The organism is Curtobacterium sp. PhB190, from assembly GCF_004365385.1.
GTDB lineage: Bacteria > Actinomycetota > Actinomycetes > Actinomycetales > Microbacteriaceae > Curtobacterium.
Window position 1 is genome coordinate 136,146 of sequence record NZ_SODN01000008.1, and the last position, 24,561, is coordinate 160,706.

A 24,561-nucleotide genomic window follows, 5' to 3' on the forward strand; every position below is an offset into this window, starting at 1 on the left:
CTGCGGCAGCGAAAGGGCGCAGGTGGCCTGCGTGGACTTCGTTGTCGCGTCCGGTGCCCCGCTGGTGTGACGCTCATGTGAACGGTCACATCGGCTGGACGGAGGTAATTTACGCACAGCCCCTGTGCGGCTGTCAATTCGGATTGGTCGCGTTTTCGTAACGGCCTGCGTGATCCCGCATGAACGTCCCCCGGACGGGAGGCACGGTGCCGGTCCGCCCCGCGTCCTGCGGATCGACCGTGGGCGCGTCAACGACCGCGCGGGGCCCCCGTGGACGCGCGCACGACGAGCTGCGGGACGATGTCGATCGGGCGGAGGAGCTCGTCGTCGCCGGGCAGGAGCAGGTCGACGCAGCGGCGGCCGAGCTCGGCGAAGTCGACCTGCACCGTGGTGAGGGGCGGCCAGAAGTGCTTCGCCTCGGGGATGTCGTCGTAGCCGACCACCGACAGGTCGCCCGGCACGTCGAGCCCGTAGGAGCGCGCTGCGTGCATGACGCCCAGGGCCATCTGGTCGTTCGAGCAGAACACCGCCGTGCAGTCCCGCCACCGCAGGAGTTCGCGGCCGGCGTGGTAACCGAAGTCCGCCGTCCAGTCGCCCAGGATCGGCGGGACGACGGACATGTCGCGGTCCGACATGGCGCGCAGGAAGCCCTGCATGCGGGCGTCGGCCTCGATCCAGTCCTGCGGGCCGGCGATGTGCCGGATGTACTCGTGACCCAGGTCGAGCAGGTGCTCGGTAGCGAGCCGCGCGCCCTCCATCTGGTCGACCCACAGGGCCGTCGGGTCCTCGCCGACACTGGCCCGCATCGTCACGTACGGCGTGCGGATGCCGAGTTCCTCGATCAGGTCGAACACCCGCTGCTGGGGTGCGATGACGACGATGCCCTCGACGTCCAGGTCGAGCAGGTGCCCGAGCCCCTCGCGCACGGCGGTGTCGGTCGCCTCGGCGATGTTCGCCGTCGTCACCGAGTACCCGCGCAGCATCGCCGCGTCCTCGATCGCCTGCAGTGCGACCGCCGGGCCGTAGTGGGCGCGCCGGGCTGTCAGGACGCCGATCGTGTGGGTCCTGCTCGTGACGAGGGCCCGCGCCGCACGGTTCGGCCGGTACTGCAGCTGCTCCATCGCCGCCAGCACCTTGTCGCGTGTGGCGTCGCGGATGGCGTCGGAGTTGTTCAGCACCCGCGACACGGTCTGGTGGGAGACGCCCGCGATCCGTGCGACGTCACGGATGCTGGGCGAACGCGGTTGCTGTGCCCGCGATGACGCCATTGCTGCTCGTTTCCGCCCGGGGCCGTGGCACGTCGATGTGCACGTTCACATTCCGGGCCAGATCATTATGCACGTCCGGCGGATCGACGCCACCTGAACGTCCTCGAGGCTGCGGCCCGGCGGCGTGCCGGGCCGCAGCCTCGCTGCACCCTCGCGGTGCGTCAGAGCCAGTTGCGCTTGCGGAAGATCGCCCACAACACACCCATCAGGGCGAGCATGCCAAGGATCGCGACCGGGTAGCCGTACCGCCAGTGCAGCTCGGGCATGTGGTCGAAGTTCATCCCGTAGACACCGGCGATCAGACCGGGGGCGAACAGGATCGCCGCCCACGACGAGATCTTCTTGACCTCCTCGCCCTGACGGTGCGCGGCGCGGGCGAGCTGCCGGCTCTCCTCGCCCTGCGCCAGGCTCGCACTGGTCATCCGCCGCATCGCCTCGTTCTGCTCCTGCGACACCAGGGTCGCGTGCAGTGTCAGGGCGTTCTCGAGCAGGGACCGGAACGAGTCCACCCGCTCCGTCACGCGCAGGGCGTGGTCGAGCACGTTGCGCAGCCGGTGCTGCACCTCGTCGTCGACGCCGTACTTGTCGGCGCCGCGCAGCAGGCCCTTCACCATCGCGGGCACCGGCTTCGTGGCTCGCTGGAAGGACAGCACTTCGCTGAGCAGCTGGTAGATGCGCTTCGAGACACCGGGGTCGACCTGCCCGGCGAAGAGCAGGTCCTCGATGGCGTCGATGCCGTCCTGCAGCACCTCGACCACCGGGGCGTAGCCGTCCACGACCTCGTCCAGCACCGCGGCGGTCACGGCCTCGGAGCCCAGCGCCAGGAACTCGGGGTCGGCCTCGACCTGGGCGCGGAGCGCAGCGAGGTCGGGGCGCTCGGCGTGCCGGACGCTCACCACGAACCGGTCGCCGACGAACAGGTGCACCTCGCCGAACTCGACCGTGCCCTCGTCGCGGTCGAACCAGGCCGGGCGGAGCACCAGGAAGAGCGTGTCGCCGTACCGCTCGAGCTTCGCGCGCTGGTGCCCCTTGCGGGCGTCCTCCACCGCGTTCTCGTGCAGGTCGAACTCGGTCGCGACGGCGTCGAGCTCGTGCGGGTCCGGACGGAGCAGCCCGATCCACGCCAGGTCGCACCGTGCGACCTCGTGGCGTGCCCCGAGCGACAGGGTCGACGGAGACTCGATGCGACGTCCTTCGACGTAGATCGCGTTGTCGATCATTGCCATGCGCGTGCTCCTCGTGGTCGGGAGCAGGCAGGCGCGATGCCGCGGCGGACCGCAGCGGGCGGAGGAGATCTAGGACACGGGCGCGGCGGCGAGGGGGAGGGGCTGCCGGCCCGCGCGAGGATGGTCACCCGACATCGCGCCTCACCTGCCCTTCTCCTGGTCGTGCGGCCGCGGTGCGCAGCCTCGTGGCCACAACTGTGGCCGACGTCCGACCATACTCCGGACGCACGAGGGAGCCAAGCGCTCGGCCGCGCTCGACCGAGACTCGGCCTGGGCGACGGTTCTCGTGCTCGCGGGCACGAGGAGTGTCGCTGAGCCCGAGTCTCGGCCCAGGCGGCCGCGCCGGGTCAGCGCGTGATGTGCAGGCCCGCGGCCTCGAGCTCGGTCAGCTGCCAGCCCAGCCAGGGGCTCCAGCCGAACGGCGCACCGGCGACGGCGGCCCGCAGCGAGTCCTCGGAGACCCAGGCGTACTCGGCGACCTCGTCGTCCGCGGGGGCGGGCAGGTCGTCGGTGACGGCGCGGAACACCGGGCAGACCTCGTTCTCGACGATCCCCGAGGCGTCGACCGCGCGGTACCGGAAGTCCGGCAGCACGAGCTCGACGTCGCGCACCGTGATGCCGAGTTCGCGCGATGCCCGGCGGGCGATGGCGTCCTCGAACGACTCGTCGGGGCCGGGGTGCCCGCAGAACGTGTTCGTCCAGACACCGGGCCACGTCTTCTTCGACAGGGCGCGACGGGTCACCAGGACGTCCCCGTCGGTGTTGCGGACGTGGCACGAGAAGGCCAGGTGGAGGGGCGTGTGGTCTGTGTGCACCGTGAACTTGTCCGCTGTGCCGATCGGGGTACGGTCGTCGGCCAGCAGGACCACGGTTTCCGGGAAAGCGCTCATCTGCACCGATAGGTTAGGCCAATGAGCGAGGAAGCGGCCACCGTGGCGCACATCGACCTCGCGCTCGTCGACGACTGTCTCGAGCGCTTCTTCGTCGTGTCCTCGGCTCGTGCCGCGCGCTACGGCCGTCCGTCCGAGGAACTCTGGCGGGTGCTCCGCAAGGCGAGCCTGGGCGGCAAGCGCTTCCGACCGCGCATGGTCCTGACCGCGTACCTCGGCCTCGGCGGGGACGACGTGCACGCTGCTGCGCACGTCGCCGCGGCCTACGAACTCCTGCACACCGCGCTGGTGGTGCACGACGACGTCATCGACCGCGACTGGGCCCGCCGCGGCCAGCCGAACGTCGCGGGCTCCTACCGCGACGCCGGCACCACCGGTGGGCTGCCGCTGCCGACCGCCGAGCACCGCGGGATGAGCGCCGCCGTGATCGCGGGCGACCTCGCGCTCTCCGGCGCACCGCGGTTCATCGAGTCCTCCGGCGTGACGGGCGAGCGTCGTGGGCGTCTGCTCGAACTGCTCGACGAAGCCGTGTTCGCCAGCGCCGCCGGTGAGATGACCGACGTCGACCTGGCCCTCGGCGTGATGCCGACGGTGGACGAGGTCCTGGCGATGGAACGGGCGAAGACGAGCGTGTACTCGTTCGAGGCACCGCTGCAGTCCGGAGCCGTGCTCGCCGGCGCGCCCGAGACCGTCGTCACCGCGCTCGGCGCCTTCGGCCGCGAGATCGGCATCGCCTACCAGATCGTCGACGACCTGCTCGGGGTGTTCGGCGACGAGACGACCACCGGCAAGAGCGTGCTGGGGGACCTGCGCGAGGGCAAGCGGACCATGCTCATCGCGTACGCGGCCACGACCGACTGCTGGCCGGACATCGCTCCCTACCTGGGTGACCCGGACCTGACCGAGGAACGCGCGGCCGAACTCCGTGCGACCCTGGTCACCTGCGGCGCCCGTGCCGCAGCCGAGTCCCGGATCGCCGACCACGTCGCACTCGCCCGTGCCGAGCTCTCCGGACTGCCGTACGACCTCGCCGACCGCCTGGAGGGCCTCGTGACCGAACTCGTGGAGCGCGCCCGGTGACGACCGACACCACCCGGACCGGCAGTGCGCCGTCCGGTCGGCTCCCCCTGTACGACGCCACGGCCGAGGCAGCGTCGAGCGTCGTCATCGACCGCTACTCGACGTCGTTCGGCCTGGCGAGCCGGTTGCTCGCCAAGGACACCCGCGAGCACATCCGCAACGTGTACGCGCTGGTGCGCGTCGCCGACGAGGTCGTCGACGGTCCCGCGACCGAGGCGGGGCTCGACCCCGACCTGGCACGGACGGTCCTCGACGAGCTCGAGGCCGACACCGAGCGCGCGATCGCCCTCGGTTTCTCGGTGAACCCCGTCGTGCACGCGTTCGCCCGGAGTGCACGGGTCACGGGCTTCGGCGCGGAGCTCACCAAGCCGTTCTTCGCGTCGATGCGGATGGACCTGGAGCGCACCGAGCACGACGACCCCTCGTTCGCTGCGTACGTGTACGGCTCGGCCGAGGTCGTGGGGCTGATGTGCCTGCGTGCGTTCGTGTACCGCGCCGGCCGCCCGACCTTCGACCAGGCTGAGCTCGTCGCGGGAGCCCGGGCGCTCGGCGCCGCGTTCCAGAAGGTGAACTTCCTGCGCGACCTGCACGCCGACTTCGAGGTGCTCGGCCGCTCGTACTTCCCGGGGGTCGACATCCGCTCGTTCGACGAGGCCACGAAGCAGCGCCTGGTCGCCGACGTGCAGGCTGACCTCGACCACGCGGCCCGGACGATCCGGCTGCTGCCGGCCGACGCCCGGAACGCCGTCGGGCTCGCGCACGCCCTGTTCCAGGAACTCAACGACCGCATCGCCCGCACGCCGGCGACGCGCCTGGTGACGACGCGCGTGCGCGTCCCGAACCCGGTGAAGGCACGCCTGGCCGCACAGGTGCTCGCCGGACGCGCACCCGTGCGGTCGAAGGTGGCCACACGTCGGCCAGGAGGCACGTCATGACCCCGCCCCGCGCCTCCCGTCCGACGGCCGTCGCCGCCACCACCCGGCGCAAGGTGCCCGCCCGACGCGCCGTCGTGATCGGCGGCGGCATCAGCGGACTGGCGTCCGCGGCGCTGCTCGCGCGGGACGGCTTCGCCGTGACCGTGCTCGAGCAGCGGTCGCAGCTCGGCGGCCGTGCCGGTTCGTGGGAGCGCGACGGCTTCCGGTTCGACACCGGGCCGTCGTGGTACCTCATGCCCGAGGTGTTCGACCACTTCTTCCAGCTGCTCGGCACCTCGGCCGACGCCGAACTCGACCTCGTGAAGCTCGACCCCGGGTACCGCGTCTACAGCGAGGGCAACGACGAGCCGATCGACCTGCGCGCCGACGCCGAGGCGAACATCGCGCTGTTCGAGTCCGTCGAGCCCGGAGCCGGCAAGCGGATCCGGAAGTACCTCGCCTCGGCCGAGGACACCTACGCGATGGCGATCCGCCGGTTCCTGTACACGACGTTCCAGGACCTCACGAAGCTCGCCGCCCCCGACGTGCTCCGTCGCCTGCCGAAGCTCGCCCGGCTCCTGCTGCAGCCGCTGTCGTCCCGCGCCGCCTCGGCGGTCAAGGACCGGCGGCTCTGGCAGATCCTGGGCTACCCGGCCGTCTTCCTGGGCACGAGCCCGTACGCCGCACCGAGCATGTACCACCTGATGAGCCACCTCGACCTCGCCGACGGGGTGCTCTACCCGAAGGGCGGCATCATCGAGGTGATCGCCGCGGTCGAGCGGGTTGCCCGTGCCGAGGGCGCGAAGATCATCGCCGGTGCGAAGGTCGAACGGATCGTCGTCGAGGACGGCGTCGCCACCGGGGTCGTGCACCGCGACCGCGACGGCGTGCAGCACACCGCCTCGGCCGATCTGGTCGTGAGCGCCGCCGACCTGCAGCACACCGAGATGCAGCTGCTCGACCGCGAGCACCGCACCCACGGCGCCGAGCACTGGAAGACCCGCGACCCCGGGCCGAGCGCCGTGCTCGTCTACCTCGGCATCGACGGACCGACGCCCGGCCTGCTGCACCACACCCTGGTGTTCACCGAGGACTGGAAGGCGAACTTCGGCGCGATCTTCGGCAAGGACCGGCACGTCCCCGACCCCGCGTCGATCTACGTCTGCGCGCCGTCGGAGACCGACCCCTCCGTCGCCCCCCGCGGCTCGAGCAACCTGTTCATCCTGGTGCCGCTGCCCGCCGACCTGTCCATCGGCAAGGGCGGGATCGACGGTGCCGGCGACTACGAGGTCGAGCAGATCGCCGACCGCGCCATCGACGTCGTCGCCGAGCGTTCGGGCGTCCCCGACCTGCGGGACCGCATCCGGGTCCGCCGGACGATCGGCCCGCGCGACTTCGCCGACGACCTCAACGCGTGGAACGGGTCGATGCTCGGTCCCGCGCACACGCTCAAGCAGAGTGCGTTCTTCCGCGAGAAGAACGCGTCGGCCAAGGTCGAGGGTCTGTACTACGCCGGGGCGTCCACGATCCCGGGCATCGGTCTGCCGATGTGCCTGATCAGCGCCGAGGTCCTGCTCAAGCGGATCCACGGCGACACGAGCACCGAACCGCTGCCGACGCCGCTCGGCACCCCGCGGAACCAGGCCGGCACCGCCTGATGCCGGGGCTGTACCTCACCGGCCTGGTCGTGTCGCTGATCGGCATGACCGTGCTCGACGCCCGCTTCCGGCTGTTCTTCTGGCGAGCACCGTGGCGTGCGGCTGCGGTGATGGTCGTCGGCGTCGCCTTCTTCATGGTGTGGGACGTCGCCGGGGTCGCGTACGGCATCTTCTTCATCGGCCCGCAGAACCTGCTGACCGGCGTGCTGCTCGCCCCCGAGGTCCCGCTCGAGGAGCTCTTCTTCCTGCTGCTGCTCTGCTACTCGACGATGGACCTGGTCGGCTTCGTCCGGCCCGTCGTGCAGCGGTCGCTCGGACGGCGGCGCCCGTGACCGGCTCCGGCGCGTACGCGCTCCTGGCCCTGCCGTTCTTCGCCGTGGTGGCGGTGGTGGCGGTCGTCGCCGGCATCCTGGCCGCGCGCCGTGCACGAGCGGCGGGACGCGCACCGGGGCCCGGGCGTCGGGTCGCACTGGTCACGTCGCTCGTCGCCGGGATCGCGCTGCTCGTGATGACGATCGTGTTCGACAACGTCATCGTGACCCTGCGCATCGTCGCCTACGACCCCTCGCTCATCAGCGGGGCGAAGATCGGGGCGATCCCGGTCGAGGACCTCGCGTACGCGATGGCGGCGATCGTGTTGCTGCCGAGCCTGTGGGTCGTGTTCGACCGGACGGGCCCGCGCCCCGCGCCCGACCCGACCACCGCACCACCGGAGGACACGAAGTGAACGCCAACACCGCCTCCAGGCCGTCGACGCTGCGAGCACTGTTCGTCTCGTCGCGCCCGATCAGCTGGGTGAACACCGCCTACCCGTTCGGTGCCGCGTACCTGCTCGGCAGCGGGGTCGGCGTCAGCGTTGACGACAGCAGCGGCGGCGGTGGGTTCTCGCTCGTCGCGTTCCTGGTCGGCGTCGTGTACTTCCTGGTGCCCTACAACCTGGCGATGTACGGCATCAACGACGTCTTCGACTACGAGTCCGACCTGCGCAACCCGCGCAAGGGCGGCGTCGAGGGTGCCCTGCTCGACAAGAGCGTCCACCGCACCACCCTCTGGGCCGTCGTCGTCACGAACGTGCCGTTCCTGGTCGCGCTCGTCGTGCTCGGGGCGGTGAGCGGGAACGGGCCGTGGTCGTGGCTCGTCCTGGCGATCAGCGTGTTCGCGGTCATCGCGTACTCGGCGCCGGGGCTGCGGTTCAAGGAGAAGCCGTTCCTCGACTCCCTGACCTCGTCGACGCACTTCGTCTCGCCCGCGATCTACGGTCTCGCGCTCGCCGGACCGCACTGGACCGGTGAGCTCGTCGCCGTCTGCGTCGCGTTCTTCCTGTGGGGCGTGGCCTCGCACGCGTTCGGTGCCGTGCAGGACGTCCTCGCCGACCGGGCCGGCGGCATCGGCTCCGTCGCGACCGTCATCGGTGCGCGGGCGACCGTGCGCCTCGCGTTCGTCGCGTACCTGGTCGCCGGCGTCGCGCTGCTCTTCTCGGCGTTCCCCGGGCCGATCGCCGCCGTCGTCGTGATCCCGTACGCGCTCAACGTGTTGCCCTGGTGGAACATCACGGACCAGGGGGCCGAGGCCGCGAACGCGGGGTGGAAGCGGTTCCTCTGGATCAACTACCTGGCGGGGTTCATCGTGACGATGGCGCTCATCGCCTACGCCTTCACGCACTGAGCGCCCGGCGTCGGTCGCGGTCGGGCTCCGTCGGCGTCCCGTCGAGGTTCCGAAATCTCGGCATCTCGACGTCGCCCGGCGCGATCCGTGGAACCTCGGCGCCGCGCACGCGGCATGTCGTGCAACCTCGGCGCCCGAACCTCGGCGCCCGCCGCCCGCCGCCCGCAGCACTGACAGCGCCCGGCGCGCGCAGCACTGACAGACTGGACGGACGCGTCACGGGAGTCGTGACGCCGCAGCCACGAAGGAGTGCACGCATGACGGTCCGGATCATCCACGTCGGTCTCGGAGGGTGGGGCGGCAACTGGGCCCGCACCGCCATCCCAGAGGTCTCCGAAGTGGAGGTGGTCGGGATCGTCGACCCGGTGCCGGCGACGCTGACCGCCGTGCAGCAGGACCTCGGGCTGCCCGCGTCCGCCGCGTTCGCGTCCCTCACCGAGGCGCTCGCCGGGGTCGAGGCCGACGCCGTCGTCATCACCGCCCCCGCCGTCACCCACGTGCCGCTCGCGCTCGAGGCCCTGGACGCCGGCAAGCACGTCCTGGTCGAGAAGCCGTTCGCCAACACCACGGACGAGGCCGTCACCGCCGTGCGCCGTGCCGAGGAGCTCGGCCTCGTGCTGCAGGTCAGCCAGAACTACCGCTGGTACCCGGCACCGCGCGCCGTGCAGGACCTGCTCGCTGCGAACACCGTGGGCGAGCTCTCCGCGATCAACGTCGACTTCCGGCAGTGGGACAACGACCTGGCGTTCGAGGAACACCCGCACTACAAGTTCCCGCACGCCATGATCAACGACATGGCCATCCACCACTTCGACCTGCTCCGGATGGTCACCGGACAAGAGGCCGTCCGGGTCTTCGCCAAGGCGACCTTCCCGTCGTACAGCAAGTACCAGGACGAAGCCATCGCCTCGATGATCATCGAGCTCGATGGTGGGCTGGTCGTCAGCTACCGCGGCAGCTGGCTGAGCCGCGGCCCCCGCACGGCGTGGGCCGGCGAGTGGAGCATCCAGGGCGAGGACGGCGAACTCTGGTTCACCAGCCGCGACGGCGCGCCGAACGCGGTCGACGGCGACGTGGTCACCCTCCGCCGCACCCAGGACGACGAGGCCGAGCCCGTCGAGTTGCCCGTGCTCGAGCACACCGACCGCCAGGGCGGGCTGCAGGCCTTCGCCCGTTCGGTCGAGGGCGGTCCGGCGCCGGCGACGAGCGGCCGCGACAACCTGCGCAGCCTCGCACTCATGGAGGCAGCTGGTCGTTCGGCTGCCAGCGGCCAACCCGAGGACGTCGTCGTCCCGTCCTGAACGCCGTGACCGACGGACGGGAGGCCCGTGGCGGGCCCGCCACGGGCCTCCCGTCCGCCCTGGGGGCACGCCCACTGCCGCGGGCGCGACGCCGCCCGGGTGGCCGCGCCGCGGCCATCTGGGCGCGCCCCCGGCCCGGCCGTGTAGAAACTGGGGAATGGCCAAGGACAGTCTCCCCGAGCTCGAACTCGCGAACGTCCGCACGCGTGAGCGCATGACCGACACCGTCACCGAGCTCAAGCGCCGTGCGAACCTCCCGGCGCGGGCACGGCTCGCAGTCGCGAAGACCCGACAGCGCTGGCACCGTGACCCGACCCCGCTCGTGGCGATGGGCATCACCGGACTCACCGGGATCGCGGCGATCATCACCGGCATCGCGATCCGCAACCGTCCCGCCGGCCACCTGGCGACGCCACCGGCGAGTTCGGCGTTCACCGCGCTGCTGCCCTTCGGCGGGCGCGGCGACGGCCCCTCGGCGAAGGAGCAGGCGCAGTCCGGCCGCAAGGGGCGCAAGGCCCGGGCGAAGGCGGCCGAGCAGGCGCTGGACCGTGACCCGGCGCACAAGGCCCGCGTGAAGCAGCAGACCGGCATCGCCGCGGTGCAGCGACGGGCGGACAAGAACCGCAAGGCCGCCGTGAAGCGGTCGAAGCAGGCCCTGAAGGCGCGGGGGTAGTCCGATGGCGCAGGAGCAGCAGAAGCCGGATCCGGACGACTCCCGGAAGCCGGACAACCCCACCGACCTCAGGAAGCCGACGCTCGTCTACACGCTGAAGAAGACGCTGCGCGAGTTCTCGAGCGACCAGTGCACCGACCTCGCAGCGGGCCTGACGTACTACACGGTCCTCGCGCTCTTCCCCGGACTGCTGGCCGTCGTGTCGCTCCTGGGCTTGGTCGGGCAGGCCGACAACACGATCAAGACCTTGCTGCAGATCATCGGCAACATCGGGTCCGACCAGGTCGTGAGCCTGATCAAGGAGCCGCTCGAGGGCCTCGTCCGCTCGCCCGCCGCTCCCATCACGTTCATCGTCGGTGTCGTCGGTGCGCTCTGGTCGGCCTCCGGGTACGTCGGCGCCTTCGGCCGGGCGATGAACCGGATCTACAACGTCCGCGAGGGGCGTCCGATCTGGAAGCTCCGCCCGACGATGCTCGGCGTGACGCTCGCGACCGTCATCCTGCTCGTCCTCGGACTGCTGACGCTCGTCTCCGGTCCGCTCGCCCGGAGCTTCGGTGACGTCATCGGCCTCGGGGACGTCGCTGCGACGGTGCTCCTCATCGTGCAGTGGCCGATCCTGCTGATCATCGCGATCGTCGTGGTCGCGGTGCTCTACTACTGGTCGCCGAACGTCAAGCAGCCGAAGTTCACCTGGGTCAGCGGCGGGTCGATCCTGGCGCTCCTCATCTGGATCATCGCGAGCGTCGGCTTCGGCTTCTACGTCGGGAACTTCTCGAACTACAACGCCACCTACGGCTCCCTCGGTGGGGTCATCGTGTTCCTGCTGTGGATCTGGATCACGAACAACGCGCTGCTCTTCGGTGCCGAGTTCGACGCCGAGCTCGAGCGCGGCCGGCAGCTGCAGGCGGGCATCCGGGCGGAGGAGGACATCCAGCTCCCCGAGCGCGACACCCGCCAGATCGAGAAGCAGGACGAGAAGCGGGCGCAGGACGTCCTCGAGGGGATCAGGATCCGGCAGGGCGCCGACGGCGACTGACACCCGAGGCGTTCCTCCGGACGGAGGCGCTACGGTGCGACCGTGCCCGCCTTCCTCGACGGGCTGCCGTTCTGGCAGCTCGTCCTCGCGCTCTTCGTGATCGTGTTCTGCCGTGCGCAGGCCACGTACTGGGTCGCGCGTCTCGCAGTGACGGGTGCCTCGCGCTCCCGCTGGGGTCGCTGGTTGCACTCGCCGGCGGTCCGCCGCGGCTCAGTGCTCCTCGAGCGCTGGGGCCTGCCGGTGGTGACGGTGAGCTTCGTGGTGGTCGGGCTGCAGACGGTGATGAACGCGGCCGCCGGGCTCGCCCGCGTGGCGTGGTGGCGGTACACGACCGCGATGGTGCCGGGGTGCGTCGCGTGGGCCTTCCTCTACGCCACCGTCGGGCTCGCGGTGTTCTGGGCGGTCGTCGCCGCGCTGGCCGGCTCGCCGTGGGGCATCGCGGCGGTGGCCGTCCTGGTGGCCGTCCTGGTGGTCGCGATGGTCGTCGCGGTGACGGTTCTCCACAGATCACGGAACCGGACGGGAGGCCCGGCCCGGCTTCCGTAGGCTGGCCCACGTGACGACAGAACAGCTCCAGAACCGTCCGGTCGCCCTGGTGACCGGTGCCACCCGCGGCATCGGCCGCGCGATCGCGACCGACCTCGGTCGCACCCACCACGTGTTCGTCGGCGGGCGGAACGCCGAGGCAGTGGACGCCCTCGTCGCCGAGCTGCCGAGCGCCGTGCCGTTCGTCGGTGACCTCGGCGCGGGGGACCTGCCGCCGCTGCCCGACCGGCTCGACGTGCTCGTGCACTCCGCCGGTGTCGAGCAGGGCACGACCATCGCCGACACCCCGCGTGCCGTGTGGGAGCAGGTCTTCGCCACGAACCTGTTCGCGGTCGCCGAGCTCACCCGGGTGGCGCTGCCGGCACTCCGAGCGGTTCGGGGCATCGTCGTGCCGATCAACAGCGGCTCGGGCTTCCACTCCGGCCCCGGCGGTGGTGTGTACGCGGCGTCGAAGTTCGCACTGCGGGCCTTCGCCGACGCCCTGCGCGAAGAAGAGCGGGCGAACGGCGTCCGGGTCTCGAGCGTGCACCCGGGCCGGACGGACTCGGACATGCAGCGGGCGCTGACCGAGAAGCTCGGCGAGGACTACGACACCGCCTACTACCTGGCGCCGGAGGACGTGGCCGCCGCTGTCCGGACGGTCGTCGACCTGCCGGAGCGCGGCACCGTCGAGTCGCTCGCGATCCGACCGACCCGACGGCGCTGACAGCGGGCTACGACAGCTCGATGCGCGCGTCGAGCTCGAGCCGGTCGAGGAACGTCTCGTCGTGGCTGACCACGACGAGCGCGCCGCGGTAGGCCCGCAACGCGTCGACGAGCTGGTCGACACTCGTCAGGTCGAGGTCGTTCGTCGGCTCGTCGAGCACCAGCAACTGCGGCGGCGGGTCGGCCAGCACCAGGCTCGCCAACGCCACCCGGAACCGCTCCCCGCCGGACAGCGCCCCGGCGAGCCGGTCGACGGTGTCGCCGCGCACCAGGAACTTCGCGAGGCGGTTCCGGACCTCGGCGACGGCGACGTGCGGGGCGTCCCGTCGCACGTTGTCGAGCACCGTGGCGGTGTCGTCGAGGGTGTCCTTCCGCTGCGGCAGGTACGCGATCCGCTCGACGTGGGCGACGGCTCCGGTGTCGGGGAGCGGGTGCTCCCGCGCCTCCGGCGAACCGACGAGCTGTTCGAGCAGGGTGGACTTGCCGACGCCGTTGTCCCCGGTGACGGCGATCCGCTCCGGCCCCTGCACGATGACGTCCCGCCCGCGAACCGTGACGGTCGCGATCTGTCGTGACGCCGGGACGTCCGGGTCGGGCAGGGTCACGTGGATGGACTCGTCGTCGCGCAGCCGGAGTTCGGCTTCGCGCTTGGTGGCGAGTGCGGCGGCCTCGTCGTCCGCGTACCCGACGCGCAGTCGGCCGGCGGTCTCCTGCGCCTTCTTCCGCTGCTCGTTCGCCAGGATCTTCGGCATCGATCGGCCCGCCTTCTCACCGGCCTTGGCACGCCGGGCGAGCTTCGTCTCGGCCTCGATGCGCTGCCGCTTCTCGGTGCGGTGTCGCTGTTCGGCGACCCGGACCTCCCGTTCGACGGCCGCCTGCTGCACGGCCACGTGCTCCTCGAACGCACTGAACGTCCCGCCGAACACGGTCATCGCACCGGCGCGGAGCTCGCACGTCTCGTCGACGTGCTCGAGGAGCTCCCGGTCGTGACTGACCACCACGAGGGTGCCACGCCAGTCGTCGACCAGGTCGAGCAGGAGCCCTCGTGCCCGACGGTCCAGGTTGTTCGTCGGCTCGTCGAGGAACGCGATCGGACGACCGCGCAACCGCACCCCGGCGACGGCGACGAGCACGGACTGCCCGCCCGACAGCGTCGACACCGGGCGTTCCAGGTCGGCGCCGTCGAGTCCGACGCTCGCGATCGCGGCGGCGGCCCGTTCCTCGAGGTCCCAGTCGTCGCCGACCGCCTCGAAGTGCTCGGGCGACGCGTCACCGGACAGGACGGCCCGGAGCGCGGTGAGCGTCGACCGGATGCCGAGCAGGTCGGCGACGGCGTCGTCGGTCCCCGTTGCGAGGCGCTGCGGCAGGTGGTCGACGGGGCCGGACGTCGAGATGGTGCCCGACGTGGGGTGGAGCCGGCCGGTCGCGAGCCGGACCAGCGTGGACTTGCCGGCCCCGTTCCTCCCGACCAGGCCGGTCCGGCCACGCCCGAAGGCGGCGGTGAGGTGGTCGAGGGCGACGGTGCCGTCGGGCCAGGCGAAGGTGACGTCGTGCAGGACGACGGATGGACTGCTGGGCATGGGGATGCCTCCCGGTGTCGATGCTGGGCGCACGACACCGAACCCACCGCTGTGCGGTGGAGCGCCCGACGGGGGCGCGCGATCACGGTGTCAGCGCGTGGGCTGAGCAGAACCGGTGATCGACAGCAATCCGTCTTCTTCCGTCGGGGACCCCCGTGTCCGCCATCCGTGCCGCCGGTCGGTCTCCCGCCCCGGGGGCCTCGTGATGACGACGAGGTGTCTCCCACGGTAATCCCGGCCACGGGGACGCGCAAGGGATGACAGGCTGGGGGCATGCCGGAGAACCTGTTGCCGAACCCGTCGACGAACCCTGAGACCCTGCTGCCCGCCGAACCCGAGGTGACCGCGGCGCTCGCCGCCGACGCTCCCGTCGCCAGCGTGGTGGTGTCGCACCCGTCGTCGAGCCTGGCGTGGGCCCTGCTCGCCGACGAGGCCTGGGAGCGTGGCGCGGCGCTCGAGTCGTACGCCTACGCCCGCGTCGGGTACCACCGCGGGCTCGACGCCCTGCGCAAGGCCGGGTGGCGCGGTGCCGGTCCGGTGCCGTGGGCGCACGAGCCGAACCGGGGCGTGCTCCGTGCGCTGTTCGCGCTGCGCCGTGCGGCCGAGGCGATCGACGAGCCCGGCGAGCCCGAGCGCCTGACCGACTTCCTGAACGCGAGCGACCCCGAGGCACTGCGCGCCCTGTCCGCCGACGCGTAGCGCGGCGCGGTCGCGGCGCGCGGCGTGCGGCGCGAAACGACGAAACCAGGTTCCGGACACGGGACCCCGCCGATGCGCGGTGCTGTGTCCGGAACCTGGTTCCGGAAGACCCGGACCCGCCCTACGCCAGCGCCACGCTCCAACTGAACGCCTGCGGCCAGAGCTGGTGCTCCGGCAGCACGTCGAGGCCGCACGCGCGGGAGCCGAGCCCGTGCTGTGCCGCGTCGAGGTACAGGTACAGGTGGTCCGACGTCGGCAGCTCGTACGGGTGTTCGGCGCGGTCGATCTGCTGCGCGGTCCACGGCGACAGGGTGAAGCCCGCACGGTGCGATCCCACGGTCGACACCGTGAACGGCCCGACGGACAACGAGCGCAGAGCAGGCCGGTGCCCGGTCTCCTGCGGCCGCGAGTACTCGACCCCGAGCGACCGCACCGGAGCGGTGAACCGGCCGACCCGGGCAGCGTGTGACGAGTCGGCGTACGACTCGAGCGGCCCGGTGCCGAACCACGTGGCCGTCTCGTCGGCCAACCCGGCCGGCAGGTCGAACCGCACCCCGATCCGCGGCCAGGTGACGTCCCACGCCCCGAACGGCACCGCGTCGGTCTGCAGCACGAGCCCGTCGGACGTCAGGGTCCAGCGGTGCGTGACCTCGAGGCCCCACCCGCTGTTCGCCGCCGCCACCCGCACCCGCTGTTCCAGGCCGGAGTCGGTCCGTGCCACTGACACCAGGCGGTGGGTCAGCCGGTCCAGTCCACGGTCCCGCCAGCGCGAGGCCGACGGGGGAGCGTCCGGGTCACCGACACCGTGCGTCAGCACCGGGTCCGCCGTCTCGTAGCCGCCCTGCGACGCCAGCCGGTCGTTGTCGGTCGGGGCGCGCCAGAGCTCCAGGCGGGGTCCTGCGACCTCGTGTCCCTTCCAGGACACCAGGTCGCCGCGGTCCGAGAACGTCCCGTCGCCGAGACGGTCGCCGTCCCACCCCTGCCGGGAGGCCCGTGGTGCGTCCGCCACACGGCTCGCGACGAGCCGCTGGGTGCGTGCGACGACGTGGCCGGTGTCCGCCCACGCGGTCGGGCCCGCCAGTTCGGCGGTCAGGTCGAGCCAGAGTTCGTCGCCGGGTGTGAGTTCGGCCGTGGCCGCGTCGAGCACCTCGGACGGCACCGGGACGGTCGCCGACTCGCGGGCGGCCACCACACCGGCGGCGAACCGACCGGAGGCCTCGACGACGCCGTTCCGCGACAGGGTCCAGCAGAACCGCAGCCCGGCGGTCGAGGCCGAGTGGTACCGGTTCTCGACCAGGATCGTGGTGTCCGACACCGCCAGGCGGATCGGGGCGACGACGGCCGCGAACTCGGCGAGCCCCGGGGTCGGGGAGTCGTCGGGCAGCACCAGGCCGTCCATCACGAAGTTGCCGTCGTGCACGACCTCGTGGAAGTCGCCGCCGTAGGCGTAGTAGTCCTGGCCGGACGCCGTCTGCGCCAGGAGCCCGTGGTCGCGCCACTCCCACACGAACCCGCCGTGCAGGCGCGGGTACCGGTCGACCAGGGCCTCGTACTCGGCGATCTGGCCGGGGCCGTTGCCCATGGCGTGCACGTACTCGCAGTGGATGAACGGCTTCGAGCGTTGCCGTGCGGCCTCGGCCGGGCCGCAGCCGAGCAGGGGCGTCGGGGTGCCGCCGCCGATGGACTCGGTCTCCTGCAGCGACGGGTACATCCGCGAGTACACGTCGGTGTACTCGCCCGTGTAGTCGCCCTCGTAGTGCACGGGGCGCTCGGCGTCGCGGTCGTGCACCCACTGCGACATCGCCGCCAGGTTCCGGCCGGTGCCGGACTCGTTGCCGAGCGACCACATCACGATGGACGGGTGGTTCTTGTCCCGCTCGACGGTCCGTGCGACGCGGTCGAGGTAGGCGTCCGCCCATGCCGGGTCGTCCGACGGGTTGCCGACCCAGCCGGTGAAGATGAACCCGTGGGTCTCGAGGTCGGTCTCGAGGATCACCCAGAAGCCGAGCTCGTCGGCGAGGTCCAGCACGCGGGGGTGCGGCGGGTAGTGCGAGGTGCGGATCGCGTTGACGTTGTTGCGCTTCATGAGCGCCATGTCCGCGCGGGCGTGCTCCTCGTCGAAGACGCGGCCGCGGACGGGGTGGGTCTCGTGCCGGTTCACGCCGTGGAACACCACGCGCTCGCCGTTCACCAGGAACCGGTCGCCCTCGATCGACACGGTGCGGAAGCCGAGCCGCAACGAGACGGTCTCGCCACCGGCGGCACCGCCGGCGTCCGTGCCGGTCGACACCGTCGCGTCGTAGAGCTTCGGCAGCTCCGCGCTCCACGGCTCGACGCCCTCGACCTCGATCGGCGCGACCTCGTCGGCCGTCGCCCACGTCACGTCGACGCCGAGGTCGGGCACCGCGAACCGCACCGGGAAGCCAGCGTCCAGCGTCGGGAACGTGATCGTCCCGCTGCCGGTCGCCGGGCGTCCGGACGCAGCGGTCCCGGCCGTCGCGGCGCTGCCGAGCGTCGGTGCCCACCCGGCGCGCACGAACACGTCGTCGATCGGCGCCGTCGGACGGGCGAGCAGCGTGACGTCGCGGAAGATCCCGGGCAGCCACCACTGGTCCTGGTCCTCCAGGTAGGAGGCCGCCGACCACTGGTGCACCCGCACGGCCAGGTCGTTCGACCCCGGACGGAGCAGCTGCGTGACGTCGAACTCGGTCGCCAGGCGGGACCCGGTCGACCAGCCCACGAGCGTGCCGTTCAACCACACCCGGAAGTGCGACTCGACACCGTCGAACCGCAGCAGCACCCGACCGGCCGCCGCGAACGACGACGGCAGCTCGAACGTGCGCCGGTGGTCACCGGTGGGGTTCTCGTCCGGCGGGTGCGGCGGGTCGATCGGGAACGGGTACTGCAGGTTCGTGTAGCTCGGCGACCCGTGCCCGTGCAGCACCCAGTGCGACGGCACCGGGAGCTCGCCCCACGCGGGGTCGTCCTCCACGGCGGCGTCGGTGGCGAACGCGTCGGACACCGATGCGACCGGCGACCACCGGAAGCGCCAGTCGCCGTTCAGTGACAGCGAGGGTGCGTCGGTGTGGAGCGCGGCCCGCGGAGGGAGCCGTGATGCCGAACCCGGCGAGGTCGAGTGGAGGTCGTCGAGTGCGGAGTTGGTCAACCCTTGACCGATCCTTCCGTGAGGCCCCCGCGCCAGAAGCGCTGCAGGACGATGATGGCGATGACGAGCGGGATGACCGAGACGAGCACCCCGCCGGTGGTGAGCTGGTAGAACTCCGGCAGGCGGTCGACCTGCGAGCGCCAGTTGTTCAACCCCAGTGTGATCGGGTACAGCTTCTGGTCTGCCAGCATGATGAGCGGCAGGAAGAAGTTGTTCCAGATGCCGACGACCTGGAACAGGAACACGGTCACCAGGGCCGGGGTCATCTGCCGGAGCACGACGGTGTGGAAGATCCGGAGCTCGCTGGCACCGTCGATGCGTGCTTGTTCGAGCAGCGTGGTGTCCACCGACGCCGCTGCGTACACCCGGCACAGGAACAGGCCGAACGGGGAGACGAGGCTCGGGATGAGCACGCTCCAGTACGTGTCGGTCAGGCCCAGCGTCGAGAACAGCAGGAACAGCGGCAGCGCCGTCGCGGTCCCGGGCACGAGCACGCCGCCGAGGATCGTGCCGAACACGAACTGCCGACCCTTGAAGTCGTACTTCGCCAGGGCGTACCCGCCGGCCGCGGCGAAGTAGGTCGCCAGGACCGCACCGACGCCGGAGTACAGGATGCTGTTCGCGATCCACCGGACGAAGATGCCGCCGTCGTAGGTGAACACCTGCTGCAGGTTGCTCCACAGTGCGAACTCGCCGCCGAACCAGAACCCGTTCGTCGAGAACAGCGCGCCGGTCGTCTTCGTCGCGGCGATGACCACCCAGTACAGCGGGACGAGGAAGTACAGCGCGACGATGACGAGGATGCCCGTCACGACGATCTGCGAGCGGGGAGACCGGTCGAGCTTGCGGCGCTGGTGCGCCGAGATCGACGTGGTGTCCACGGGGACGGCGGTCTTCGCCGTGGCCGGCGCTTCGATGGCTTCGCTGGTCATGCGTCCGCCCCCTTCGTTCCGTTCTGCAGACCGGACCTGGCCTGGAGGCCCGGTGCGGCTTGGGAAGTACCGGTGCTGCCCGCCGCAGCGCGCGTCTGGAGCGCGGTGCGGGCCTCCAGGCCGTCACGCTTGGCGCGCTTGCGCCGGTCGCGTTCGTCCTTCGGCGCGCGGTTCGTCAACGCGAGGAACGCGAACGACAGGATGAACGCGGCCAGCGCGATGATGACCGCCTGCGCACTCGCGACGCCGTACTCGTTGAACGCGAACGCGTTCGTGTACGCGGCGTAGTTCGGCGTGTACTCGGTGTCGATCGCCGGGGCGACCGTGGACAGGATCTGCGGCTCGGCGAAGAGCTGCAGTGTGCCGATGATCGAGAACACCGTGGTGAGCACCAGGGCCGGCGCGATGAGCGGGATCTGGATCCGCCACGCGACCTGGAACGGGCCGGCGCCGTCCATCTTGGCGGCCTCGTAGACCTCGCCGGGGATCGACTTGAGCTGCGCCACGATGATGAGCATGTTGTAGCCCGTGTAGGTCCACGTGACGATGTTCGCGATCGACCACAGCACGCTGTTGGCGCCGAGGAAGTCCGGCTGCAGCCCCATCGACTGCAGCAGGGACACGATCGGCGACAGGCCGGGCACGTACAGGAACGACCACAGGATCGTCGCGATGACGCCGGGGACGCCGTACGGCATGAAGTAGATCGCGCGGAAGAAGCCCGGCCAGCGGGCGCTCGCCGACTCGAGCAGCAGCGCCAGGATCGTGCAGGCGATGATCATCACCGGGACCTGCACGATGCCGAAGAGCAGCATGCGGCCGATCGAGGCGACGAAGCCGGAGTCCTGCAGCGCGATCGCGTAGTTGTCGAAGCCGGCGAACTTGCCGACGACGCCGTCCTCGCCGAACAGGCCCTCACGGTCGACGGTCGTGAACGACTGGAACAGGGCGCTGATGATCGGGATGATGAACGTCAGCAGGAACAGGGCCAGGAACGGCGCGAGCAAGATCCACGGGGCACGCTTCTGCGCACTCGTGGCCTTCGTGCTCGTGCGGAAGGCGGGTCGCGTGCTGGTCTGCTGGCTCATCGTGCCGTCCTGACGCTGAGGCCCTTGTCCTTGAAGGACTGGACGATCTCCCGCTGCGCGAGTTCCACCGCGTCGGAGAGCTTGAGGCCGGAGGTGAGCTTGCGGCGGAACTGGTTCTGCAGACTCGTGAACGCCGACTGGGTCACGGGGGACCAGGACCAGTCGATGTTCTGCTCCTTCGAGGCCGGCACGAAGACGTCCTCGTTGTAGTTCTGGCCGGAGAACCACTTCGACGGCTGCTCACGCTGCTTGCCGATGTAGTCGACCGCGGGCGACCAGCCGATGCCGCAGTGCTTGATCATCGCGTCGATGCCCTCCTTCGAGGTGGTCATCCACGTGATGAACTCGAGCGCCTCCCTCGGGTGCTTCGCGTTCGCCAGGACCGCCGCCGTCGAACCACCGATGGCGCTCGAGCCGAAGCCGTCGGCGCCCCACTTCTGCATCGGGGCGACCTTCCACTTGCCCTCGCCGCCCTGCACGGACTCGATCAGGGCGTCACCCCAGCTCGCGCTCGTGACCGCGGCGATCTTGCCGCTCGCGGCCGAGGCGTACCAGCCGGGGGAGTACGCACCGGCGCTGGTGTCGACGAGCTTGTCGTCGATGACCCCGTCGAAGAAGTCCGCGACCATCAGGGTCTTGTCGTCGGTCATGTCGACGACCCACTCGTCACCGTCGACCTTGAACCAGCGGGCGCCGGCCTGCTGCGCGTACGCGGCGAACGGCGACGCGTCCGAGACCGGGAACACCTCGAGGTAGTTCTGCTTGCCCGTCTTCCGGACCTTCTCGGCCAGGTCGCGCCACTCGTCCCACGTCGTCGGGGGTTCACCGCCGGCCTGCTCGAGCAGGGCGGTCTGGTAGTAGAAGCCCATGGGGCCGGTGTCCTGCGGGATGCCGTAGATGCCGTCGACGAAGGACACCTGCGCCCACGCCGCCTCGTCGTACTTCGACTCGAAGTCCTTCGCGCCGTAGCGGGCGAGGTCGACGAGACCGTTGGCGAGCATGAACTCGGGGATCTGCCGGAGCTCGACCTGACCGATGTCCGGACCGCCGCCGGCCGCCAGCGCGGAGTACATCTTCTGGTACCCGCCGCTGTTGCCACCGGGGATCCAGTTCGCCGACACCTGGATGTTCGGGTGCGTCTTGTTCCAGACGTCGCAGACCTTCTGCAGGTCCTTCAACCAGGCCCAGTAGGTGAGCTGGACGGTCTCGCCCGACGCGGCGGCCGGCACGAGGGCGGCCTTGTTCACGTTGGTGGAACCGGGGACGGCGCAGCCGGCGAGCAGCCCTGCCGCCGCCGTGCCGATGCCGAAGCCCAGGAGTTGTCGTCTGGAGATGGGTCGTGGTCGTGGCGTCATTGCCGCACTCCGGTTCGTCGTCGATTCGGGGTCCAGGTCAGCCAACCACAAAACCGAGCGTCGTTGCAGATTCGCGCCTGGGTGTTCGCTCCCGACTGTGGACGCCCGGTGGCGGCGAGGTGGAGTGTGGTCGCACGTGAGAGCGCCGGAGCTCATCGGCTCCGGCAACCGTCCGAGAGGAGCTGCCATGACGTCGACCAACGCGACGAGCGAACTGCACCGGATCCTGGGAGAGCGACTGGAGGGCGGCGGCACCTGGGCCTGGGCCTACGCCGACGTCTCCGGCAACGTCGAGGATCCCCGACGACAGGCGGCGCTCAAGCTCCGCGGTGTCGAGGAGGGGCTCCGGGCACAGGGTGCGTCCGACGAGGTCGTCGACGCCGTCGCCACCGAGTTCGAGCAGGAGCCCGGCGTCCCCTCGCCCGTCACCCGGTACGTGCTCGTGCACGACGGCGAGGTCGTGCTGAGCGAGGTCCTGCCCGGGCCGCTGCACGGATCGGAGTCCGTCGGCGTCGGAGCCGTGCCGGACCTCGTGCCGCTCGTCGCCCACCGTCCCGTCGACCTCCCGTTCCTGGTGGTCCACGCCGGCAAGGAGGGCGGGGCCTTCCGCGCCTACCGCCTCGGGCACGCCCCGGTCGCGGCCGACGCGTCCGAGCAGCAGGTGGCGGGCCGGAACGACACCCTGCACTACGCCAAGGCCGGCACCGGGTGGAAGCAGCCGCACTGGCAGCAACACACCGAGGAGATCTGGAAGCAGAACTCGTCGGAGACCGCTGCCGCCGTCGACGAGGCCGTTCGGACGATCCGCCCCGGACTCGTCGTCGTCGCCGGTGACGTCACCGCCCGTGAGCTCCTGGTGAAGGCACTCTCGTCCGAGACCCGTGCACTCGTCTCGGTGTTCCCGGGCGACCCGCGCGCCGACGCCGGTTCGAAGCAGGCCTTCGTCGAGCACGTCGAGACCGCACTCGCCCGCGTCGTCGCCACCCGCCGTCACGACCTCGAGGACTCGCTCCGCACGCACGTCGGCCGTGGCGACAACCAGGTCGTCACCGGCCTCGGACCCGTCGTCGAGGCGCTGCAGCAGGCCCAGGGCGCGACCGTCGCCCTCGACGCCGTGGCCATCGGCGACCGGGCGCTGCTCGCGCTCGCCGGGGCGCCGTGGGTCGCCACCGCACCGGAGCAGGCCGCGGGGACGCCCGTCATCGGGGCGGTGCCGGCGGTGTGCGCGCTGGTGCGGGCCGCGGTGCTGACCGACGCCGAGCTCGTGCTCGTCAACGCCGCGTCGCTGCCCGGTGGCGCTCCCGCCGCCGCGCTGCTCCGCTGGCCCGTCGGTCCGGTGGTCCCCGCCTAGCGCTTGTTCTCTCTCGCCCCCCGGGAGTGCGCGCCCCGAGGTTCCGAAATCTCGGCATCTCGGGGCTCGCGCCGCGGTTCTCTGGAACCTCGGCGAACCGCGTGCGGCGAGTCGTGGAACCTCGGCGCCCCCACACCGCGCGGGTCAGTCGTGCGACCGGTCCGCGCGCGGGACCAGCGGCAGGGCCAGCAGCGGCAGCACGGCCACGATGCCGAACGACGCCGCGAACCCGAGCGCCGTCACCAGGGCCCCGATTCCCGGGCCGACGGCGCTCGCCGCGATGAACTGCCCGGTGTTCTGCGTGCCGAGGGCGCGACCGGACCAGAACGGCCCGGCCGCCTCGGCGACCGACGTGTAGGCCAGCCCGTTGTCCGCCACGGTGACGCTCGTCGCGATCACCAGGAACACGGCTCCGGCGGCCAGGTGCGTGACGTCGACCAGCGCGAGCAGCCCCATCACGACGGCGGCGCTCACGACGACGATCCGCAGCGGTCCGACGCGTGAGCCGGCCCGGTCGCTCCACACCCCGACCAGGATCCGTCCGATCGCCCCGACGAACTGCGACGCCCCGACGAGCAGCCCTGCCGCGGCCGTCGACCAGCCCAGTCCGACGAGCCACACCAGCCCGTAGGTCGACAGGGTGAACTGCGGCACCACGAGCAGGATCGACACCGCGTGGATCCGCCAGAGGAACCCGCTCGCCCGGTACGGGTTCGCGGTCGCGTCGGCCGGTGCCGTGTGCCGGGCCGGTCGTGGCGGGTTCTGGATGCCGATGGCGCAGAGCACCGCGAGCACGGCGCAGAGGACGATCGGCAGGACGAGGGCCGCGCGGATCCCGGACCCCTCGGCGAGCTGCGGCACGGTGACGGCCGCGAGCGTCACCCCGAGCGGCTGCGACATCTGCCGGATGCCCATCGCGAGCCCGCGCCGCTCCTTCGGGAACCACCCCACGACGACCCGGCCGCTCGCGGCGTTCGTCGACGCGCTCGTCATGCCGCCCAGCAGGAAGGCCAGCCCGAGCAGGACCGGGTCGCCCGCGGCGAGCCATGCCCCGACCACCGCGAGGGTCGTCAGCACGAGTCCGCCGGCGATCACGATCCGCTCGCCGATCCGGTCGGTGATGGCGCCCCAGGCGATGAGCGTCAGGACCATGCCGAACGTCGGTGCAGCGGCGAGCACGCCCGCCACGGTCAGGGACGTGCCGTTCGCGTGCAGGTACGGGATGAGCAGAGCGGGAGCCGTCACCACCAGGGTCCCGGCGGCCTGCGCGGCGACCCCGAGCGCGAGCATCGTCCACGCTCGGCGGCCGATCGTGGTGGGCGTCGGGGGTGGGGCGGTCGCGGTCATCGTGGTGGCTCGCATCGTTTCATGTCGGAAGCAATTGGTATACCACAACGGTATACCATTCCGACGGTGTCCCCGCTAGAG

Annotated in this window: 22 protein-coding genes; 13 read left to right on the forward strand and 9 right to left on the reverse strand. The window is 71.3% G+C overall.

Features of this window, described 5'->3' with window-relative positions; all coding sequences use genetic code 11:
* Positions 1–248: 248 nt before the first annotated feature.
* The 3 genes from EDF47_RS14610 to idi all read right to left on the reverse strand — a co-directional run bounded on the left by EDF47_RS14610 (position 249) and on the right by idi (position 3,384).
* Positions 249–1,268 (reverse strand): LacI family DNA-binding transcriptional regulator, encoded by a 1,020-nt coding sequence (locus EDF47_RS14610; RefSeq protein WP_123293492.1) that lies wholly within the window; start codon positions 1,266–1,268, stop codon positions 249–251.
* 161 nt (positions 1,269–1,429) lie between these two features.
* A complete protein-coding gene (locus EDF47_RS14615; protein ID WP_133937501.1) occupies positions 1,430–2,494 on the reverse strand; it encodes a magnesium and cobalt transport protein CorA in 1,065 nt (354 codons plus the stop codon).
* Between the two features lie 347 nt (positions 2,495–2,841).
* Positions 2,842–3,384 carry an isopentenyl-diphosphate Delta-isomerase gene (idi, locus tag EDF47_RS14620; RefSeq protein ID WP_111085474.1) on the reverse strand — a complete coding sequence of 181 codons (543 nt, stop codon included), beginning with the start codon at positions 3,382–3,384 and terminating at the stop codon, positions 2,842–2,844.
* A gap of 21 nt (positions 3,385–3,405) precedes the next feature.
* On the opposite strand from idi, the gene EDF47_RS14625 reads away from it, so the two are divergent.
* The 11 genes from EDF47_RS14625 (at position 3,406) to EDF47_RS14670 (ending at position 12,963) form a co-directional block, all read left to right on the forward strand.
* The gene (locus EDF47_RS14625) at positions 3,406–4,464 is read left to right on the forward strand and encodes a polyprenyl synthetase family protein (protein ID WP_111085415.1); all 1,059 of its coding nucleotides are present in this window, start codon (positions 3,406–3,408) and stop codon (positions 4,462–4,464) included.
* Positions 4,461–5,399, forward strand: coding sequence for a squalene/phytoene synthase family protein (locus EDF47_RS19905; RefSeq protein WP_243834064.1), 939 nt, complete (start codon positions 4,461–4,463; stop codon positions 5,397–5,399). The genes EDF47_RS14625 and EDF47_RS19905 overlap by 4 nt, the downstream gene beginning before the upstream one ends.
* Positions 5,396–7,036: a phytoene desaturase family protein gene (gene crtI / locus EDF47_RS19910; RefSeq protein ID WP_243834065.1), complete on the forward strand. Its 1,641-nt coding sequence runs from the start codon at positions 5,396–5,398 to the stop codon at positions 7,034–7,036. The genes EDF47_RS19905 and crtI overlap by 4 nt, the downstream gene beginning before the upstream one ends.
* Positions 7,036–7,368, forward strand: coding sequence for a lycopene cyclase domain-containing protein (locus EDF47_RS14635; protein ID WP_133937499.1), 333 nt, complete (start codon positions 7,036–7,038; stop codon positions 7,366–7,368). The genes crtI and EDF47_RS14635 overlap by 1 nt, the downstream gene beginning before the upstream one ends.
* Positions 7,365–7,763, forward strand: a complete 399-nt coding sequence (locus EDF47_RS14640; RefSeq protein ID WP_166673240.1) for a lycopene cyclase domain-containing protein — start codon at positions 7,365–7,367, stop codon at positions 7,761–7,763. Before EDF47_RS14635 ends, EDF47_RS14640 begins: the two co-directional genes overlap by 4 nt.
* Complete coding sequence (locus tag EDF47_RS14645; protein ID WP_131881290.1) at positions 7,760–8,701, forward strand: prenyltransferase; 942 nt, start codon at positions 7,760–7,762, stop codon at positions 8,699–8,701. The genes EDF47_RS14640 and EDF47_RS14645 overlap by 4 nt, the downstream gene beginning before the upstream one ends.
* 257 nt (positions 8,702–8,958) lie before the next feature.
* Positions 8,959–10,002: a Gfo/Idh/MocA family oxidoreductase gene (locus EDF47_RS14650; protein ID WP_131881288.1), complete on the forward strand. Its 1,044-nt coding sequence runs from the start codon at positions 8,959–8,961 to the stop codon at positions 10,000–10,002.
* Between the two features lie 157 nt (positions 10,003–10,159).
* Complete coding sequence (locus EDF47_RS14655) at positions 10,160–10,675, forward strand: hypothetical protein (RefSeq protein ID WP_131881286.1); 516 nt, start codon at positions 10,160–10,162, stop codon at positions 10,673–10,675.
* Positions 10,676–10,679: 4 nt separating this feature from the next.
* Positions 10,680–11,711 carry a YihY/virulence factor BrkB family protein gene (locus EDF47_RS14660; RefSeq protein WP_131881284.1) on the forward strand — a complete coding sequence of 344 codons (1,032 nt, stop codon included), beginning with the start codon at positions 10,680–10,682 and terminating at the stop codon, positions 11,709–11,711.
* Positions 11,712–11,753: 42 nt separating this feature from the next.
* A complete protein-coding gene (locus tag EDF47_RS14665) occupies positions 11,754–12,257 on the forward strand; it encodes a VTT domain-containing protein (protein WP_131881282.1) in 504 nt (167 codons plus the stop codon).
* Positions 12,258–12,267: 10 nt separating this feature from the next.
* Entirely contained in the window at positions 12,268–12,963 is a 696-nt protein-coding gene (locus EDF47_RS14670; RefSeq protein WP_131881279.1) for an SDR family oxidoreductase, read from the forward strand.
* Positions 12,964–12,970: 7 nt separating this feature from the next.
* On the opposite strand, the gene EDF47_RS14675 is transcribed toward EDF47_RS14670, so the two are convergent.
* Positions 12,971–14,542: an ABC-F family ATP-binding cassette domain-containing protein gene (locus EDF47_RS14675; RefSeq protein ID WP_131881277.1), complete on the reverse strand. Its 1,572-nt coding sequence runs from the start codon at positions 14,540–14,542 to the stop codon at positions 12,971–12,973.
* Positions 14,543–14,815: 273 nt separating this feature from the next.
* Between EDF47_RS14675 and EDF47_RS14680 the strand changes: the two genes are divergently transcribed.
* A complete protein-coding gene (locus EDF47_RS14680) occupies positions 14,816–15,241 on the forward strand; it encodes a DUF3151 domain-containing protein (RefSeq protein WP_131881275.1) in 426 nt (141 codons plus the stop codon).
* 121 nt (positions 15,242–15,362) lie between these two features.
* Here EDF47_RS14680 and EDF47_RS14685 read toward each other — a convergent pair whose 3' ends face one another.
* The 4 genes from EDF47_RS14685 to EDF47_RS14700 are packed head-to-tail and all read right to left on the reverse strand — an operon-like array spanning position 15,363 to position 21,782.
* Positions 15,363–18,407, reverse strand: coding sequence for a glycoside hydrolase family 2 TIM barrel-domain containing protein (locus EDF47_RS14685; protein ID WP_131881273.1), 3,045 nt, complete (start codon positions 18,405–18,407; stop codon positions 15,363–15,365).
* Positions 18,404–19,339, reverse strand: a complete 936-nt coding sequence (locus EDF47_RS14690; protein WP_111085425.1) for a carbohydrate ABC transporter permease — start codon at positions 19,337–19,339, stop codon at positions 18,404–18,406. Before EDF47_RS14690 ends, EDF47_RS14685 begins: the two co-directional genes overlap by 4 nt.
* Positions 19,336–20,427: a sugar ABC transporter permease gene (locus tag EDF47_RS14695; RefSeq protein ID WP_123293505.1), complete on the reverse strand. Its 1,092-nt coding sequence runs from the start codon at positions 20,425–20,427 to the stop codon at positions 19,336–19,338. The genes EDF47_RS14690 and EDF47_RS14695 overlap by 4 nt, the downstream gene beginning before the upstream one ends.
* Complete coding sequence (locus EDF47_RS14700) at positions 20,424–21,782, reverse strand: sugar ABC transporter substrate-binding protein (RefSeq protein WP_123293506.1); 1,359 nt, start codon at positions 21,780–21,782, stop codon at positions 20,424–20,426. Before EDF47_RS14700 ends, EDF47_RS14695 begins: the two co-directional genes overlap by 4 nt.
* Positions 21,783–21,969: 187 nt before the next feature.
* On the opposite strand from EDF47_RS14700, the gene EDF47_RS14705 reads away from it, so the two are divergent.
* Complete coding sequence (locus EDF47_RS14705; protein ID WP_131881271.1) at positions 21,970–23,133, forward strand: hypothetical protein; 1,164 nt, start codon at positions 21,970–21,972, stop codon at positions 23,131–23,133.
* Between the two features lie 144 nt (positions 23,134–23,277).
* Here EDF47_RS14705 and EDF47_RS14710 read toward each other — a convergent pair whose 3' ends face one another.
* Complete coding sequence (locus EDF47_RS14710; RefSeq protein WP_131881269.1) at positions 23,278–24,480, reverse strand: MFS transporter; 1,203 nt, start codon at positions 24,478–24,480, stop codon at positions 23,278–23,280.
* Positions 24,481–24,561 lie beyond the last annotated feature (81 nt).

Excerpts from the sequence above, each read along its gene's own strand:
- EDF47_RS14695 (WP_123293505.1), bottom strand. The coding sequence starts at position 20,427 with ATGAGCCAGCAGACCAGCACGCGACCCGCCTTCCGCACGAGCACGAAG.
- EDF47_RS14625 (WP_111085415.1), top strand. The coding sequence starts at position 3,406 with ATGAGCGAGGAAGCGGCCACCGTGGCGCACATCGACCTCGCGCTCGTC.
- EDF47_RS14700 (WP_123293506.1), bottom strand. The coding sequence starts at position 21,782 with ATGACGCCACGACCACGACCCATCTCCAGACGACAACTCCTGGGCTTC.
- EDF47_RS14635 (WP_133937499.1), top strand. The coding sequence starts at position 7,036 with ATGCCGGGGCTGTACCTCACCGGCCTGGTCGTGTCGCTGATCGGCATG.
- EDF47_RS14610 (WP_123293492.1), bottom strand. The coding sequence starts at position 1,268 with ATGGCGTCATCGCGGGCACAGCAACCGCGTTCGCCCAGCATCCGTGAC.
- EDF47_RS14680 (WP_131881275.1), top strand. The coding sequence starts at position 14,816 with ATGCCGGAGAACCTGTTGCCGAACCCGTCGACGAACCCTGAGACCCTG.
- idi (WP_111085474.1), bottom strand. The coding sequence starts at position 3,384 with ATGAGCGCTTTCCCGGAAACCGTGGTCCTGCTGGCCGACGACCGTACC.
- EDF47_RS14655 (WP_131881286.1), top strand. The coding sequence starts at position 10,160 with ATGGCCAAGGACAGTCTCCCCGAGCTCGAACTCGCGAACGTCCGCACG.
- EDF47_RS14710 (WP_131881269.1), bottom strand. The coding sequence starts at position 24,480 with ATGACCGCGACCGCCCCACCCCCGACGCCCACCACGATCGGCCGCCGA.
- EDF47_RS14650 (WP_131881288.1), top strand. The coding sequence starts at position 8,959 with ATGACGGTCCGGATCATCCACGTCGGTCTCGGAGGGTGGGGCGGCAAC.
- EDF47_RS14615 (WP_133937501.1), bottom strand. The coding sequence starts at position 2,494 with ATGGCAATGATCGACAACGCGATCTACGTCGAAGGACGTCGCATCGAG.
- EDF47_RS14705 (WP_131881271.1), top strand. The coding sequence starts at position 21,970 with ATGACGTCGACCAACGCGACGAGCGAACTGCACCGGATCCTGGGAGAG.
- crtI (WP_243834065.1), top strand. The coding sequence starts at position 5,396 with ATGACCCCGCCCCGCGCCTCCCGTCCGACGGCCGTCGCCGCCACCACC.
- EDF47_RS14690 (WP_111085425.1), bottom strand. The coding sequence starts at position 19,339 with ATGACCAGCGAAGCCATCGAAGCGCCGGCCACGGCGAAGACCGCCGTC.
- EDF47_RS14675 (WP_131881277.1), bottom strand. The coding sequence starts at position 14,542 with ATGCCCAGCAGTCCATCCGTCGTCCTGCACGACGTCACCTTCGCCTGG.
- EDF47_RS14660 (WP_131881284.1), top strand. The coding sequence starts at position 10,680 with ATGGCGCAGGAGCAGCAGAAGCCGGATCCGGACGACTCCCGGAAGCCG.